Consider the following 16,628-nt stretch of genomic DNA (forward strand, 5'->3'; position numbering starts at 1 on the left):
GTTTTGTAGTGGTATTTTGTTGAACGGCGGGGTGCCGGGCCCTGCTGCGTTGGGCACGCCACCCGGCGTGCTCAACCGACGAGATCAGCAGCCGCAGCCGCAGCACTCGAATTCGGTGTGAACAACACCGGGCTCGCACACGTACTGGTGCGCCCTACGCCACCACCAGAACGGGCAGTCGCCGTCGCACCACGTGGCGATCTCCACGCACACGTCCGCGGACGCGGCAGCTTCGATCTCGGGCACGATCGCCGAAAGCAACCTGTCGCTCATGGCCGTCAGTGCAGTGAGCATTTCCACTCCTCTCAATGGTTCGTCGTGATCCAACGAGAGGACGCTATCGATCGCGAACGCAGTTTTTCTTGTGCGCCCGCTGCCGTGCGGGTGGTTCCCCGGTCAGCGTCCTGACCAGGGAACACCGGAGCCACGTCCACCGGCGCGACCTCCGGCGGAGGGGCGGAGGGGCAACTTCCGGAGGCAACTTCCGGGGGAGCCCGCGCGCGGCTCATTCGCTGCGCAACCCGTCGGGGCGCGCACTCGCACGCAGCACCGGGATGCCCAGGACCGTCACGAGGCAGACCGTCAGCACGGCGCCGAGGCTGATCACGCCGACGAACCGCCAGTCGAACACGACGGGTGCGCCGAGCACGTGCAGCGTCGCGACGGCGATGCCCGCACCCGCGAGGTCGGCGACCAGCACCCCGAAGCCGATCGGGATCAGGTTCTGCCACAGCAGGGAACGTCCGATCACGTGCCAGGGAGTCCCGCTCGCCGACAGGGCGGCCACCGCTCGCCTGCGCTCACCGAGCTGTTGGACGACGAGCACCAGCAGGCTCGCGCCCGCAGCCAGGAGCGTGAACGCCGACAGGAGGTAGATGCCCTCGGTGTAACCGGACAACCGCTGGGCTTGGAGCTCCGACAGGTCGCGCGTTCCGGCGCGCAGGCCCGCGACGGAGGTGATGATGGTCTGCCCGCCGACCGCGGCCGCGAGCACCACCGCGATCCCGGCGACCACGCGGCTGGGCGTGCCGCTGTCGGCCTGCAACCGGCGCACCGCGAGCTGCCACGACGGCGACCCGCCCGTCAGCGGGGCGACCGCCCGTTCGACCAGCCAGGGCAGCAGGGCCGGGATCGCGACCAGCACGGACGCGATACCGCCCGAGACCAGCAGGCTGACGTGCATGGTCTCGTGCACCAGGTTCAGCGGGATCGGCAGCAGGAAGGCGACGCCGAGCGCGGCCGGCACCAGCCGCCACCGCAGGCGCCGCGCCGCCGTGCGGCCGCCACGGGTGACGCCCAGCGGTTCGACGACCGTGCTCCGCATGCCGACCAGGACCGCGCCCACCACGAGCACGAGCACGATCAGCAGCACCAGTGCGAACCGCCACCACGGTGGCACGAAGTCGTCCGCGTAGAACCGGAAGTCGCCGACCTGCAGGCCTTCGACGCGGCCGTACCCGACGAAGAACACCGCCACTCCCACGGCGAGCCCTGCCACGGCTCCCGCGAGGGACTCGGCCGCGGCTATCCGCCGCACCCTGGTCATGCCGGCGCCGAGCAGGCGGAGGACGGCCAGCCGTTGGTCCCGCTCCACCCCGCCCAGTCGGCCCACGCACGCGATGAACACGAGCAGCGGCGCCAGCAACACCGCCGCGACCACGCCCACCGAGATCAACTGACCAGGCGTCAGGCCACCGCTGCGGTCACCCCCGAAGCCGTAAGCCCCGGCGACGTCGAGGTTCGCGGGGAACCGGTCGACGCCCTCGTAGAAGTACAGCTCACCGGCGCCGACGAGCCCTGACCGCTCGATCAGGCCGACCCGAGTGCCCCCGAACTCCGACCGCAGTGCCGGATCGCTGTCGAGCAGCCTGTCCAACGCCGGCGACACGAACAGCTCGCCCGGGCCCGGGACCGCCGGGATGCCGGGAGGGACGGGTGCGTGCGGACCGCCTCGCACCTGACGTCCCGAGATCGACAACTCGTGGTACGCGCGTAAGCTGTCCACAAAGGACAAAGGGGTGACGCCGGCTTGCTCCACGAGCACCGGAGTGCGTGCCGCCTCCCGCGCGGACGAACTGCTGATGGCGTCGATCGCCGCGGCGGTGAACAGCAGGACGGCCACGCACAGGCCGATGTCGAGCACCACGAGCGCGAACCGGATCGCGGCCAGTCGGGAGCCCTGACCACGCCCGACGGCGAGGCGGATGCCGATCGCCATGTCGGTGCTCACCGCGGTCACGCGGGAGAGCGCCTTGGCGGAGCCGGGGGATTCGGGCGGCTCGACGCCGCGGGGCACGGGTCCGTTCACGACGCACGCACCCGCTCGGCCAGTTCGCCGAGCCGCGAGGACGTGATCTCGAGCCAGCGCAGGTCCGCCTCCAGGTGGAACAGCGCGTGGTCGCAGATCAGCGCGTCGACGAGGTCGCCCTCGTTCTTGCGCTTGGTCAACTCGCGCATCGCGTGGATGTGCGCGGTGCGCTGGGCGTCCAGGACCTCGGTGGACTCCCGGCCGGAGAGCAGTGCGACGACGACCTTGACGTACAGCGTGTTCTGCAGATAGCCCGAGGGCTCCTCGGGTTTGGTGAGCCAGTTCATCAGGTCGGTGACGCCGGCCTCGGTGATCGCGTACCGCTTCCGGTCGGGACCGGCGCCTGCCTCGACCCCGCTTTCCTCGACCAAGCCGCCGCGCAACAGCCGTGCGAGCGTCGAGTAGACCTGGCCATAGTGCAGCGGCTTGCCCTGGGTGAAGTGCTCGTCGTACGAGTGCTTCAGCTCGTAGCCGTACCTCGCCTGGCTCTCCAGCAGCCCGAGCAGCGCGTGCTTGACCGACATGCCACGACTATACACCCGGTGTATAGACGGCGTGTATAGCCTTCTGAACAGCGGAAACTCTGATTCCTTGGGCGATCCGGCGCTTCAGTTCCCGCAGCTGCCCCCAGGGCGCGGGCTCGCTCTCCGCTCCACCGGGACCGGAGTCAACCGCGGGTCGCCGCCACGGGTCTCCCCTCGACCACCTCGCGGTACGCGAACCGGATCTCCTCTCCCGGCTGGATCCCCAGCTCCTCGTCCAAGCGCCGCCGGATCCCGGTGAACACGTGGAGTGCGGCCGCCCGCTGCCCCGCCGCCGCGAGCGCGAGCATCAACCGCGCGTGCACCCCTTCGTGCAACAGGTCGTGATGGGCGACCGCTCTCAGCCTGTCGATCGCGTCGTCCCCGCGGTCGACGAGCGATGCGACATCCGCGTACGCGGACGCGGCGGCGACCCGGCGTCCGGCCAGCGCCACCGCGACCGGGTGCTGGCGCACGTTCAGCGGCAGGTCGGCGAGGACTCCGCCGCGCCAGAGGTCGAGCGCCTGCTCGTAGAGCTCCTTGCCCGCCTCGTTCCGAGGAGTGCCCTGGGCCAGGGCGACCTGTTCGTCGAACCGCGAGGAGTCGTGCCCGGCCGGGTCCGCGAGCAGGCGGTAACCGCCGCCGACCCTGGAGATCACCGGGCCGGCCGTCCCCGTGCAGGTCGGCGTGATGACCTTGCGCAGCGCCGAAGCGAAGGAGTACACCATGCTCAGGCAGCTACCGGGAGGACGGTCCGCCCACAGCACGTCGACTATCTCCTCGCGAGACACCACCTCGTTCGGTTGCAGCGCCAGCAGCGCCAGGAAACTGCGTTGTTTCAGCGAGCCCAACGAGAGCAGCCTGTTGCCCCGGCGGATCTCCAGCGGCCCCAGCACCCCGACCCGGATGTCGTCGCCACCGGCGGTCCACGGCGATTCGCCGTGCCGTTCCAGCACATCCGCCAACCTGCGGATGGAATTCTTCCTGGGCTGCGTGACGTGTCCCTGCTCGATGTGCCGGACGGTGCGCAGGCTGACCCCCGCCTGCTCCGCCAGGGTGCGCTGGGTCAGCCCGACCCTGAGTCTGGAACCGCGCAGCGCCTGACCGTAATCCACGTCCTCGTGCTTCACGATGACCCCCGTTGTCGGCACACCACCATCCGGGCTCGCGATGAAGCCGCCGCGGCACGCTTTTCACCCCGTCGGGTGTTCAGGGATCTCGCGGGCTTCTCCCGAGCTCGACATGCGGCCGTCGGCCTGTGCGGGCCTTCACCGGCCTGTCCTTCGAACCAGGCTGGCAGGGGTCGCTACCGGTGCACTACCCGACGGCACCGCAGGTGCCGGCGACTCGACTGATCGGAGGACCTGTTCCGGGCCCGAGCGCACGCCGCTGTCGAGCGGATCGCCCGCGTGTGGCCCGACTTGCCCGTCCCGCCGGCGGAACAGCGCACCGCCGACGGCGTGCCGGTGCGGCCGCGTTGACGAGCGCTCCGACCTCCGTCGCTGTGGCAGCATGGCTGTCTACGAGCTATCGGGTTGCCACTCGGCGTGCGTGCTCGTCCCTGTTGACCGAGTCGAACCAGGGGGTCGTCGCGTTGGAGTTCCGGATCCTGGGGCCTTTGGAGGTGCGCTCCGGAGAGAGGTCGGTCCGCGTCGGAGGCGCCCGGCAACAGCGGCTCCTCGCGCTGCTGCTGTTGTCCGTCAACCGGGTCGTCCCGGTGGAGCGCCTCGTCGACGAGCTGTGGGACACCGCACCCCGGTCGGCCCGCCAACAGATCCACAACGCCATCGCCTGCATTCGCCGCACGCTGTCCGGAGATGTCGCGGAAGTGCGCATCAAGTGGACCGAGGTCGGCTACCGGCTCGACGCCCCGGAAGCGTCGATCGACGTGAACCGGTTCCTGGGCCTCCTCGACAAAGCGCGGCAGGCGGAGGCCCAGGGCCACCTGGTGGAGGCGGTGGCCGTGCTGCGCGCCGCACTGGGCACCTGGCGGGGAGACGTGCTGACGGGGCTCGGCGGCGCGACGATCGAGAACGCGGCCGCGAGGCTCCACGAGCAACGGCTCACCGCCGTCGAGGACCTGATGTCCCTCCGCCTGCGGACCGGTGAGACGGGTTCGGTGGTCGGCGAGCTGCGGCAGCTGGTCACCGAGCACCCCCTGCGCGACTCGCTGCGCATCAGCTTGATGCGGGCGCTGCACCGCAGTGGGCGGCAGGCCGATGCGCTGGCGGTGTACGACGACGCCAGGAGGACGTTGGCCCGGGACCTGGGGCTCGACCCGAGCCCGGAACTGCAGAGGGTTCACGCCGACGTGCTGAGCGGCGCGGCGGAGCCCGCGCCCTCCCCGGTGCCACCCGAGCCCGGTGGCGATTCGTCCCGCCGGCGAGCCGCCAGGTCGTACCTCCCCTACGACACCGGCGACTTCTCCGGCAGGTCCGCGGAACTCCTGGAGCTGCGTGCCGCCACGGGCGGCACGTCGCCGACCGCCGTCACGATCTCCGCGGTCGACGGCATGGGCGGGGTCGGCAAGACGGCCCTGGCGGTTCACCTCGCCCACGAGGTCGCGGCGGACTACCCGGACGGCCACTACTTCATCGACTTGCACGGCTTCACCGCCGGGATGAACCCGGTACCCCCGGAGGAGGCTTTGGGCATGCTGCTCGGGGACAGCGGGGTACCGCCCGAGCTCGTGCCGCCCACGCTGGACGGCCGAAGCGCGCTCTGGCGTTCGCGGATGGCAGGGCAGCGGATACTGCTGATCATCGACAACGCGGTCAACGCCGCACACGTGCGGCCGCTGCTGCCCGCGACCGCGAGCGCGCTCGTGGTGGTCACCAGCCGCAGGAAGCTCACGGCGCTGGAAGGCGCGCTGCCGATGTCCCTCGACGTCCTGCCACTGGAGGACGCCGTCACCCTCTTCGAGAGGATCGTGGGGACGAAGCGCGTGGCAGCGGAACCCGAAGCCGTCGCCACCGCTGTCGAGTTGTGCGGCCGCCTGCCGCTCGCCATCCGGATCGCCGCGGCACGCCTGCGCGACCGCGCGGGGTGGAGCGTCGCGGAACTGGTGAGCCGGCTGCGGAACCACGCCCAGCGGGTCAGGTTCCTCGAAGTCGACGACCGCGGCGTCATGGCGGCGCTCAGGGTGTCCTACCGCTACCTGCAGCCGGCGCAGCAACGGTTGTTCCGGCTGCTCAGCCTCCACCCCGGCGGTGACTTCGACGCTTACGCCGCCGCCGCCCTCGCGGTCCTGCCGCGGGACGAGGCCGAGCAGCACCTCGACTCGCTGTTCGACGACAACCTGGTGAAGCAGAACGCCGCCGGGCGCTTCCACTTCCACGACCTGGTGCGCGATTGCGCTCACCACTTGCTCACCCAAGAGGATGACAGCACCGAACAGCGAGCCGCTCTCGGCCGGCTGCTCGGCCACGACCTCTGCGCCGCCCACAGGTGGTGCCGGCACCACTGCAAGGCCATCCACCGCGACGAACCGCGAGCGGATCACGTGCCCGAGCGCCTCCCGGCGGTGCCCTAGGACCAAGAGGCCGTCGAGGTGTTCGACGCGGAGCACGACAACCTCACCGCGGGCGCGCGGTTCGCCGCGGACCACGTCCTCCACCGCGATGCCCGGCAATTCGCCCGCGCCGAGGACGCGCGATCGGCACAAGTCACCTCGGGGGGCATCGGCGCGGTCCTGCACGCCACAGGCGAGCACCGGGAGACCCGACGGGAGTTCACCCGCGGGCTCTGGGACGGGCAAGGCGTCCGAGAACGCCCGCGGTGAGGTACCCGTGCTGCCGACCGGCCGGATCGGGTCCACCGCTCACGCACGGCCGGGTGCCCGGATGTCGCAATCCGCGGCCACGGCCTCCCCGCGCGCACGACCGGCGCGGATACTCGCGGGATGCGCACCCCGACCCTGCTCGCGGCCGTGATGACCGCGCTCCTGCTGCCCGTGCCCACCGCCGGGGCCGCCGTTCCCGCCACGAGCCCGTCCACCACGGCGCCGTCCGCCACCGCTGACCCGTACGTCGACGCGCTCGCACCCGACAACGAGGTCCGGGTGGACGACCCGGCCGGCCTGGTCGGCGCACCCGACGGCCGGTACGCCGTCGTGCACGGGAGGTTCGCCGAGTTCCTGGTGGTGGACCTCGGCGCCGGCGAGGAGGGCGTCGGCGACCTCGAGGTCCACTTCGCCCTGGAACCGAACGACGTGTTCGGGGTGTACCTGGACGTCCACTTCCTGGACCGGGACGGCAGGAGCCTCGGGCAGGGCCGGTTGGGCATGGTCCGCGCCACCGGTGTCGCGACGGTCAAGGCGCCGTCGGCGAAGCCGTACCGCTACCTGAAGATCCTCACGGGCGTGCGCACGCTCTCCTTCGACTCGATGCGGGCCGCCCAGGTGGCCCCGTAGCGGCACCGGGCCGGTCGTCGGCGGGCGCGGGGGCCGGGTCGGGCGGCAGGATGGCGGTCATGCGACTTCCCGCCCTGTTCGTCGCCGTGCTCGTGGCCCTGCCCCTCGCGCCCGCGACGGCCTCGGCCCACCCCGACCGACCGTCCCGGACGACCGACGCGACCTACCACAACGACGCCGCCACCCCCGGCGCGGACCCGTTCGTGCTGTTCGACCGCCCCAGCGGTTACTACTACGCCTACTCGACGGAGGGCGCCGACCCCGGCCACCACTTCGCCGTCTACCGCTCGCCCGACCTCGCCACGTGGGAGCACCTGCCCGGCGGCGCGCTTCGGGCCGGGCGGGACGGCGACTGGGCGCACGACTGGTTCTGGGCGCCGGAGGTCTACCACAACCCGGACACCGGCCTGTACTTCCTGTTCTACGCGGGCAGGATGAACCGCGACGTGGCCGCGCACTTCGGGCACGCGGACTTCGAGGAGCCCTGCAAGGTCGGCGTCGCGGTGTCGCGCTCGCCCGCCGGGCCGTTCCGCGACATCGTCGAGGCGCCGCTGGACTACCACCCGTACGACCCGGCGTACCACGACGTCAACCTGATCATGGACGCCGACCAGAAGAAGCCGCCCGCCACGCTGGAGGAGGGGCGGACCGCCCCGCTGGGCACCTACATCCCCTACATCGACCCCAACGTCTTCTTCGACGCGGACGGCCGGATCTACCTGTACTTCTCCCGCAACGCCTACCGCAACTGGGTGTGGGACGCCGACCTCGGCAAGTACGTGGAGGAGTCGAACATCTACGCCGTCGAGCTGACCGGCGACTGGTGGCGCGACCCCACCGGCCGGACCATGCCGGCGATCGCACCCGCCTACCGCGACGCCAACCGGGCACCGGGCGACCCGCCCGGCGTCCGCAAGGACGGCTACGTCCCGGTCCTGGACTACGGCTCGGACAAGCAGGCGTGGGAGAACGCGCACGTGGACGACTACGCGAAGTCCGGCGGCGCGAAGAAGGACCGCCGGTGGGCCGAGGGCTCGACCACGATCAGGACCACCGACGCGCAGGGCACCCCCCGCTACCACCTGACCTACTCGGCGAACAACTACGAGAACGAGTTCTACGGCGTGGGTCACGCGACGGCCCCCGGCCCGCTCGGCCCCTGGCGCAAGGCCCCCGGGAACCCGGTGCTGTCCCAGGACCCCGCCCAGGGCCTGTACTCGACCGGGCACGGCAGCGTCATCGGCTCACCGGACGGCACGCAGCTCTACTACGTCCACCACGGCCGCCCGTCCACCACCTCCTCCCGCGCGCTGTACACCTCGCGCCTGCACCTCGGCGAGGACCTGTCCATCGACGCGTCCACCTCCGACCGGCCGCTGCCGTCGGGGGTCGGGCCGCTGCGGATCCGGTCCGACGACCGGGTGCTGCGCGCGAACAGGGGCGGTGCCGCGACCACGACGGTCCGGGTGGCAAGCGCCCGCGGCGCCGGGTTCGACCTGGCCGACCCGCGGAACCGCCTGCGCGCGGTGCTCCGGCCCGCCGACGGGGGGACCGCCGTCGTGCGGGGCGACGAGGTCACCGTCACGCCCACCGGCCGGGGCCCGCTCCTGCTCACCGTCACCTACCAGCGCCGACGAGCCGACGGGAGCTACCGCGACGTGGCCAACACCGGACCGGGCCGCGACGTCCCCGTCCAGGTCGACATCCCGGTGGTGGTCCGGCCCTGACCCGACGCCGCCGCCCGGCCGTCAGCCCCGCGGCTCCAGGTAGCCGCGGGAGAACGCGGCGGCCACGGCGGCGGCCCGGTCGTTGACGCCCAGCTTCGCGTACACGTGCAGCAGGTGCGTCTTGACCGTGGTCTCGCTGATGAACAGCCGCTTCGCCGCCTCGCGGTTCGTCGAGCCCCGGGCGATCAGCTCCAGCACCTCGAGCTCGCGCTGCGACAGCGGCGCCGGCGCCGGTCGGCGCACCTGGCCCACGAGCCGGGTCGCGACGGTGGGGGAGAGGACCGCCTGCCCCCGCGCCGCGGCCTCCACCGCGCGGACCAGCTCCTCCCTCGGCGCGTCCTTGAGCAGGTAGCCGGTGGCCCCGGCCTCGATGGCCGGCAGCACGTGGCTGTCCGTGTCGTACGTGGTGAGCACCAGCACCCGGGACGGCACGCCGCGCTCCGCCAGCTCCCTGATGGCGGTGACGCCGTCGGTCCCGGGCATCCGCAGGTCCATGAGGATCACGTCGGGGCGGAGCCGCTCCCCGGCCACGACCGCCTCCGCGCCGTCACCGGCTTCGCCGAGCACCTCGAAGCGCGGGTCGGCGCCGAACATGCCCCGCAACCCGTCCCGCACCACCGGGTGGTCGTCGACGATCAGCAGGGAGATCAACCCACGCTCCCGGCGGGGATCGCCGGCACCGTCGCGGTGATCGCCGTGCCGCCGCCCGGCTCCGACTCGACGTCCAACCGCCCCGCGAGGCGCTGCACCCGCTGCCGCATGCCGGCGAGCCCGAAGCCCCCGTCCGGGGAGCCGCCGGCGCGCCTGGCGCCGGGGTCGAAGCCCACTCCGTCGTCCAGCACGTCGAGCGTCACCAGGTCCTCCATGTACGACAGGGTCAGGGCGACCCGACCGGCCCGCGCGTGCTTGGCGACGTTGGCCAGCGCCTCCTGCGCGGTCCGCAGCAGCGCCACCTCGACGTCGGTGTGCATGGGCCGGGCGTCGCCGGTGGTGGTCAGCACCGCGTCGACGCGGTTCACCTCCGACCAGCGCCTGGCCACGTCGCCGATCGCCTCCGGCAGGCGGGCCTCCGCCAGCGCGGACGGCCCCACCGCGTGCACCGTCCGGCGGGCCTCGGCGAGGCTCTCGCGGGCCAGGTCCACCGCGTTCGCCACGTGCCGGCGCGACGTCGCCGGCTCGTCCGACGCCTGCTCGGCGGCCTGGAGCTGGGTGAGGATGCCGGCCAGGCCCTGGGCGAGGGTGTCGTGGATCTCCCGCGCCATCCGCTGCCGCTCGTCGAGCACCCCGGCCTCGCGGGCCTGCACCAGCAGTTGGGCGTGCAGGCCCGCGTTCTCCTCCAGCGCGGCCTCCAGCTTGGCGTTGGCCTCGTGCAGCTCGACCAGCGCCCGCTTCTGCCGGTCGTTGCGCCGCTCGGACATCACGTCGGCGTGGAAGGCCACCGACGCCAGCGCCGCGGTGATCGCGCTGACCGCGGGCCACTTCCACCACTCGCCGGCGGTGATGCCCTCCGTGCCGCCCACGTAGGAGACCGCCGTGACCGCGGACGTGACGACCACGCCGACGTACCGCCAGCGGTGCCCCAGGTACTGGAAGGCGTGCACGTAGCCGATGAAGGCGAAGAAGCCGAACCAGGGCGTGAGCAGCACCAGGCAGGCGGCCGACGCCACCAGCCCCGCGTAGTACAGGCCCATCAGCGGGCGGTTGCGGTGCCACCCCGGGTGGAGCGTGTGGAACCAGAGCACCCACGCCGTGGCCGCGGCCGCCGCCCCGAGCGCCACCGGCAGGTGCACCTGCTCGCCCCAGAGCGGCTGGAGCAGCGTGAACAGGACGCTGACGGCCATCAGCGGGTAGGGGAGGACCTGCAGGACCGCGGTCTCCCTGCGCTCCCAGCGGGCGAACTCCTCGCGCAGCTCGGCCTCGGCCCCCATGTGCTACTCCCAGCGGAAGTACCGCGCGGCCGGCACCCCGGCCACGACCACCCACCCCAGCACCACGGCCAGGTGCAGCGGCTGCGGCCAGTGACCGGCCGTGGCGTCCTGCAATGATTGCACGCCCGCGCCCAGCGGGGTGAAGTCGCTGATCGCGCGCAGCACCTCGGGCATGCCCGCGCGCGGCAACCAGAGGCCGGCGAAGAACACCAGCGGGAAGAACACCAGCGTCCCGATCGCGCCGGCGCTCTTGCCGTTCGACGCCAGGGACGCGACGAGCAGGCCGATCGCGAACATCGACAGCGCCGTCAGCAGGTAGCCCACGAGGTAGGCGGGCAGGTGCCGGGGCAGGGCCACGCCGAACGCCAGCCGGCCGAGGACGAGCACGGCCAGCGCCGTCGCCGCGGACAGGACCGTGGCCATCAGCAGTTGCGCGCCGAGCATGACCACCGGTTCGACCGGGGTGGTCCGCATGCGCCGCAGCACGCCCTTCTCCCGGTAGGTGGCGAACAGCTGGGGCAGGCCGTTGAGCGCGAACACGGCCAGTCCCATCGCGACGGTGATCGGCACGTACAGGTCGATCGCCCGCAGGCCGCCCGCGTCGTCGGAGGGTTCGCGCATCGCGGGGACGGCGCCGAGGACGGCGAGCAGGATCGGGGGGAAGGCGAGCGCGAAGAAGGCGAGCACGGGCTCGCGGAAGAACAGCCTGGTTTCGGTGGTGGTGAGCCGGGACAGCGCGGACACGGTGTTCTCCTCAGGAGTTGGCGGCACGGCCGGTGAGCGCGACGAACGCGTCGTCCAGCGAGGGCTGCTCGACCCGCAGCCCGGCCGCGGTGACCCGGTGGCGGGCGAGCACGGTGGTCACCGCGAGCAGCAGGTCACCGGTGCCGGTCACGACGAGCCGGTCACCGACCTGCCGGACGGAGGCGACCTCGGGCAACGCGGTCAGCACGGCGTGGTCCAGCGGCGCGGACGGCCGGAAGCGGAGGCGCTGATGGTCGTCGACCCGCGCGACCAGCCCGGCCGGCGAGTCGAGCGCGACGACCCGGCCGGAGTCGATCACGGCCAGCCGGTCGCAGAGCCGTTCCGCCTCCTCCATGAAGTGCGTGACCAGCAGGATCGTCACGCCCCGGTCGCGGACGCCCTCGATGAGGTCCCACACGTCGCGGCGGGCCTGCGGGTCCAGGCCGGTGGTCAGCTCGTCGAGCACGGCCACCCGCGGGGCCCCGAGCAGCGCGAGCGCGATCGACAGCCGCTGCTTCTGCCCGCCGGACAGCCGTCGGAACTGCGTGTCGAGCTTGTCGGTGAGGCGCAGGACCTCGACCAGCTCCCGCCAGTCGGCCGGCCGCCGGTAGAAGGAGCTGTAGAGCGCCAGGGCCTCGCGCACCCGGATCTTGTCGGGCAGCTCGCTCTCCTGGAGCTGCGCGCCGAGCAGCTGCGGCAGCTCGCCGGTGTCGCGTCGCGGGTCGAGGCCGCAGACGCGGATGGTCCCGCCGTCCGGGGCGCGCAACCCCTCGACGCACTCGACGGTCGTGGTCTTGCCGGCCCCGTTGGGGCCCAGGATGCCGAAGATCTCGCCCTGCTCGACGGCGAAGCCCACCCCGTCCACCGCGGTGTGATCGCCGTAGCGCTTGACGAGGCCGTCCACCTCGATGATCGCCATGGGAAGAGCCTGTCGCCCGCGCCGGCGCGCCGGATCGGCCACGAGGGCGGGGATCACCGCGGACGCGGTAGACCCTCCCCATCCACCGAACGGAGGATGGCGCGTCGGGGGCCGATGTGCACGCCGGGCCGGCCGTCACGTTCCCAGCAGGTGAGCGTTCGTCCGGACGGGTGCGACGAAGAGGTACCGTCCGTCGCGCAAGCCCTGATACGACCATCGGGGGAGGGCTGTCTGCTCGACGAGCAGGGAGGGAGACGAGCCGTGCGCCGTCCTGGGGTTCGCACCGCTGTTGCCGTCATCGCGATGACCGTCCTCATGGCGTCGGGCGCCTGCGCGAAGGACCCCGCCGGCGACACCGCCGCGACGACCGCCGCCGCCGGGACCGGGTGCGAGTTCGCGACGCCGCCCAGCCCGCCCGCGACCTCGACCACCAGCGCCGCCGCCGAGCGGCCCGCGGGCGACGAGGTCGACGGGAGCGCGCTGAAGATCGGTTTGGCGTACGACATCGGCGGTCGTGGCGACGCGTCGTTCAACGACCTCGCCGCCGCCGGGTTCGACCGGGCGATCCGGGACCTGGGGGTCAAGCCGGAGAACACCCGCGAGGTCTCCGCCGCCCCGAACGAGGACGAGTCGGTGAAGCAGGGCCGCCTGCGCCGGCTCGCGCGCGAGGGCTTCAACCCCGTCGTCGGCGTCGGCTTCGCGTACACCGAGTCGCTGAAGGTCGTCGCGCCGGAGTTCCCCGACGTCCGGTTCGGCCTGGTGGACTCGACCGTGGAGGACGCGCCCAACGTCACGCCGCTGGTCTTCGCCGAGCAGGAGGGCGCCTTCCTGGCCGGCGTCGTGGCCGCCTACCACAGCAGGAAGTGCCACGTCGGCTTCGTCGGCGGTGTCGACATCCCGCTGATCCGGAAGTTCGAGGCCGGGTTCACCCAGGGCGCGAAGGCCGCCGCGCCGAAGGTCGTGGTCGAGAAGAAGTACATCACGCCGGCCACCGACTTCACCGGCTTCCAGGACCCGGCGAAGGGCCTGGAGACCGCGAAGGGGCTCATCGACAAGGGCGCGGACGTCCTCTACCCCGCCGCCGGCGCGTCCGGCATCGGCGTCTTCTCCGCGGTGAAGCAGGCGGGCGTGCTGGCGGTCGGCTGCGACGCCGACCAGTACCACCAGCCGGCGCTCGCGGACAGCCGGGACGTCATCGTCGCGTCGAGCCTCAAGCGCGTCGACGTGGCGGTGTACGACTTCTTCCGGGCCGCCGCGCGGAACGACCTGGCCTCGCTGCCGGAGGTCTTCGACCTCAAAGTCGACGGCATCGGCTACGCCACCTCCGGCGGGAAGGTCGACGCGGAGCTGCAGGGCGTCCTGGAGGGGTTCAAGGCCCGGATCATCGAGGGCTCGATCGAGGTCGCGGACCAGCCGTAGTCCGCCGCCGGGGCGCCGGGGGCGGCGGCTCGCTAGGCTGTCCGGTCACACGGGTCGTGGCCGGCGGGGGTCGCCACTCGCCCGTGCGCATCCGAATTCGAGTTGACGAGGTGGACAGCGCGTGTCCGAGTTCACGCCGATCGTGCCGGAGCGACCGTCCCTGGACGGCCTGGAGCTCAAGTGGGCGGCTCGGTGGGAGGAGTCGGGCGTATACCGGTTCGACCCGCCCGGTGAGCGCTCCGCCGTCTTCTCGATCGACACGCCGCCGCCGACCGTCAGCGGCTCGCTGCACGTGGGCCACGTGTTCTCCTACACCCACACCGACATCGTCGCGCGGTTCCAGCGGATGCGCGGCAAGCACGTCTTCTACCCGATGGGGTGGGACGACAACGGGTTGCCGACCGAGCGGCGGGTGCAGAACCACTTCGGCGTGCGGTGCGACCCGTCGCTGCCCTACGACCCGGACCGCGCCTACCCGGAACCGTTGGCGAAGAAGGGCGAGCGCCCGCTGATCAGCCTGTCCCGGCGCAACTTCGTCGAGCTGTGCGAGAAGTTGACCGAGGTGGACGAGCGCGCGTTCGAGGAGCTGTGGCGCAGGCTGGGCCTGTCGGTCGACTGGTCGATGACATACATGACGATCGGTCGGCGCGTCCAGCGGCTCTCCCAGCTCGCGTTCCTCCGGCTGGTGCGGGACGGCGAGGCCTACCAGGCGGAAGCCCCGACGCTGTGGGACGTCGGCTTCCAGACCGCGGTCGCGCAGGCCGAGCTGGAGGACCGGGAGCACCCCGGCGCCTGGCACCGGATCGCGTTCCACGCCCCCGACGGCGGGGAGGTCTTCATCGAGACGACCCGGCCCGAGCTGCTGCCCGCCTGCGTCGCGCTGGTCGCGCACCCGGACGACGAGCGCTACCAGGGGCTGTTCGGCTCCACGGTGACCTCACCGGTGTTCGGCGTGCCCGTGCCGGTGCTGCCCCACTCCGCGGCGGAGCGGGACCGGGGCGCCGGCATCGCCATGTGCTGCACGTTCGGCGACACGACCGACGTGCAGTGGTGGCGCGAGCTGAAGCTGCCCGCCCGCACGGTCATCGGCCGCGACGGGCGGATCCTGCCGGAGCCGCCCGCCGGGCTCGACGGCGAGGAGGGCCGCGAGGCGTACGCCGCGCTGGCCGGCGCGACCGTGCACACGGCCCGCGAGCGCGTGGTCGCGATGCTGCGCGAGTCCGGCGACCTGCACGGCGAGCCGCGCAAGGTGGTGCGGCCGGTCAAGTTCTACGAGAAGGGCCACAAGCCGCTGGAGATCGTGTCCAGCCGGCAGTGGTTCATCCGGTCGCTCGCGCACCGGGACGCCCTGCTCGACCGGGGCGCGGAGCTGGAGTGGCACCCCGCCTACATGAAGGCCCGCTACGACGACTGGGTGCGCGGCCTCAACAGCGACTGGCTGGTCAGCCGCCAGCGGTTCTTCGGCGTGCCGTTCCCGGTGTGGTACCCGCTGGACGACGACGGCGAGCCGGTCTACTCCGAACCCATCGTCCCCGACGAGGAGTCGTTGCCGATCGACCCCTCCTCGGCCACCCCGCCCGGGTACGACGAGGGGCGGCGCGGTCGCCCCGGCGGCTTCATCGGCGACCCGGACGTGATGGACACGTGGGCGACGTCGTCGCTCACCCCGTTGATCGTCTGCGGCTGGGAGTCCGACCCCGCGCTGTTCGCCCAGACCTTCCCGATGGACCTGCGCCCGCAGGGCCACGACATCATCCGGACCTGGCTGTTCGCCACGGTGCTGCGGTCGCACCTGTCCGAGGACGCGCTGCCGTGGCGGCACGCCGCGCTGTCCGGGTGGATCCTCGACCCGGACCGCAAGAAGATGAGCAAGTCCAAGGGGAACACCGTGACGCCGGTGGACCTGTTGGAGCGGTTCAGCGCCGACGCGGTGCGGTACTGGGCGGCGGGCGGCCGGCCGGGCACGGACACGGCGTTCGACGAAGGGCAGATGAAGATCGGCCGCAGGCTGGCCACGAAGCTGCTCAACGCGAGCAAGTTCGTGCTCGGGATGCCGGAGCCGGCGGCGGGCGCGCGGGTGACCGAACCGCTCGACCGCGCGGTGCTCGACCTGCTCGACGACGTGGTCGACCGGGCCACGGCGGCGCTGGAGGCGTTCGAGTACACCACCGCGCTGGAGGTCGTGGAGCGCTTCTTCTGGCTGTTCTGCGACGACTACCTCGAACTGGTCAAGCCGCGCGCCTACGCCGACATCGGCGCCCCCGAGGCATGCGAGTCCGCGCGGCTCGCGCTGCGGACCGCGCTGTCGACGCTGCTGCGGCTGTTCGCCCCGTTCGTCCCGTACGTCACCGAGGAAGCCTGGTCCTGGTGGCACACCGGGTCCGTGCACGCCGAGCCCTGGCCCACCTCGACGGGCGCCGACGCCGCGTCGTCGGCGGAGCTGGTCTCGCTGGCGACCGCGGCGATCAGCGCGGTGCGCAAGGCCAAGAGCGACGCCAAGCGGTCGATGCGGGCGCCGGTGGAGGGGATCCGCGTGCTCGGCCCCCGCGCGCAGCTGGACCGGTTCGGGCTGGTCGCCGACGACGTCCGCGCGGCGGGCCACGTCGGCGCGGTCGGGTTCGAGGCCACGACCGAGCCGCTCCGCTTCGAGG

13 protein-coding genes are annotated in these 16,628 nt (G+C 72.4%); 5 read left to right on the plus strand and 8 right to left on the minus strand.

Annotated features, from left to right (window positions below; all coding sequences use genetic code 11):
* Nucleotides 1-84: 84 nt before the first annotated feature.
* From ACFV4N_RS23490 to ACFV4N_RS23505, 4 genes are all read right to left on the minus strand, one after another.
* Nucleotides 85-294 (minus strand): hypothetical protein, encoded by a 210-nt coding sequence (locus ACFV4N_RS23490; RefSeq protein WP_499674726.1) that lies wholly within the window; start codon nucleotides 292-294, stop codon nucleotides 85-87.
* A gap of 211 nt (nucleotides 295-505) precedes the next feature.
* Nucleotides 506-2,308, minus strand: a complete 1,803-nt coding sequence (locus ACFV4N_RS23495) for an FtsX-like permease family protein (RefSeq protein ID WP_499674727.1) — start codon at nucleotides 2,306-2,308, stop codon at nucleotides 506-508.
* The gene (locus tag ACFV4N_RS23500) at nucleotides 2,305-2,832 is read right to left on the minus strand and encodes a PadR family transcriptional regulator (protein ID WP_499674728.1); all 528 of its coding nucleotides are present in this window, start codon (nucleotides 2,830-2,832) and stop codon (nucleotides 2,305-2,307) included. Before ACFV4N_RS23500 ends, ACFV4N_RS23495 begins: the two co-directional genes overlap by 4 nt.
* A gap of 143 nt (nucleotides 2,833-2,975) precedes the next feature.
* Nucleotides 2,976-3,959 carry a BTAD domain-containing putative transcriptional regulator gene (locus ACFV4N_RS23505; RefSeq protein ID WP_499674729.1) on the minus strand — a complete coding sequence of 328 codons (984 nt, stop codon included), beginning with the start codon at nucleotides 3,957-3,959 and terminating at the stop codon, nucleotides 2,976-2,978.
* A gap of 434 nt (nucleotides 3,960-4,393) precedes the next feature.
* Here ACFV4N_RS23505 and ACFV4N_RS23510 point away from each other — a divergent pair, with 434 nt between their 5' ends.
* From ACFV4N_RS23510 to ACFV4N_RS23520, 3 genes are all read left to right on the plus strand, one after another.
* Entirely contained in the window at nucleotides 4,394-6,361 is a 1,968-nt protein-coding gene (locus ACFV4N_RS23510) for an AfsR/SARP family transcriptional regulator (RefSeq protein ID WP_499674730.1), read from the plus strand.
* Between the two features lie 369 nt (nucleotides 6,362-6,730).
* Complete coding sequence (locus tag ACFV4N_RS23515) at nucleotides 6,731-7,240, plus strand: hypothetical protein (protein WP_499674731.1); 510 nt, start codon at nucleotides 6,731-6,733, stop codon at nucleotides 7,238-7,240.
* 59 nt (nucleotides 7,241-7,299) lie between these two features.
* Nucleotides 7,300-8,967 (plus strand): family 43 glycosylhydrolase, encoded by a 1,668-nt coding sequence (locus tag ACFV4N_RS23520; protein WP_499674732.1) that lies wholly within the window; start codon nucleotides 7,300-7,302, stop codon nucleotides 8,965-8,967.
* Nucleotides 8,968-8,988: 21 nt separating this feature from the next.
* On the opposite strand, the gene ACFV4N_RS23525 is transcribed toward ACFV4N_RS23520, so the two are convergent.
* The 4 genes from ACFV4N_RS23525 to ACFV4N_RS23540 are packed head-to-tail and all read right to left on the minus strand — an operon-like array spanning nucleotide 8,989 to nucleotide 12,558.
* Nucleotides 8,989-9,618 (minus strand): response regulator, encoded by a 630-nt coding sequence (locus tag ACFV4N_RS23525; protein WP_499674733.1) that lies wholly within the window; start codon nucleotides 9,616-9,618, stop codon nucleotides 8,989-8,991.
* Nucleotides 9,615-10,895, minus strand: a complete 1,281-nt coding sequence (locus tag ACFV4N_RS23530) for a sensor histidine kinase (RefSeq protein ID WP_499674734.1) — start codon at nucleotides 10,893-10,895, stop codon at nucleotides 9,615-9,617. The genes ACFV4N_RS23525 and ACFV4N_RS23530 overlap by 4 nt, the downstream gene beginning before the upstream one ends.
* A 3-nt stretch (nucleotides 10,896-10,898) precedes the next feature.
* Nucleotides 10,899-11,639, minus strand: a complete 741-nt coding sequence (locus ACFV4N_RS23535) for an ABC transporter permease (RefSeq protein ID WP_499674735.1) — start codon at nucleotides 11,637-11,639, stop codon at nucleotides 10,899-10,901.
* Between the two features lie 10 nt (nucleotides 11,640-11,649).
* Entirely contained in the window at nucleotides 11,650-12,558 is a 909-nt protein-coding gene (locus ACFV4N_RS23540) for an ABC transporter ATP-binding protein (RefSeq protein WP_499674736.1), read from the minus strand.
* Between the two features lie 303 nt (nucleotides 12,559-12,861).
* Here ACFV4N_RS23540 and ACFV4N_RS23545 point away from each other — a divergent pair, with 303 nt between their 5' ends.
* Together ACFV4N_RS23545 and valS are read left to right on the plus strand one after the other, a co-directional pair.
* On the plus strand, nucleotides 12,862-13,977 hold the full coding sequence (locus ACFV4N_RS23545) for a BMP family lipoprotein (RefSeq protein WP_499674737.1): 1,116 nt from the start codon (nucleotides 12,862-12,864) through the stop codon (nucleotides 13,975-13,977).
* A gap of 121 nt (nucleotides 13,978-14,098) precedes the next feature.
* Nucleotides 14,099-16,628, plus strand: a 2,530-nt coding sequence (gene valS, locus ACFV4N_RS23550; protein ID WP_499674738.1) for a valine--tRNA ligase, incomplete at its 3' end; no start/stop codon positions are given.

This window comes from Actinosynnema sp. NPDC059797 (assembly GCF_042732085.1).
Lineage (GTDB): Bacteria > Actinomycetota > Actinomycetes > Mycobacteriales > Pseudonocardiaceae > Actinosynnema.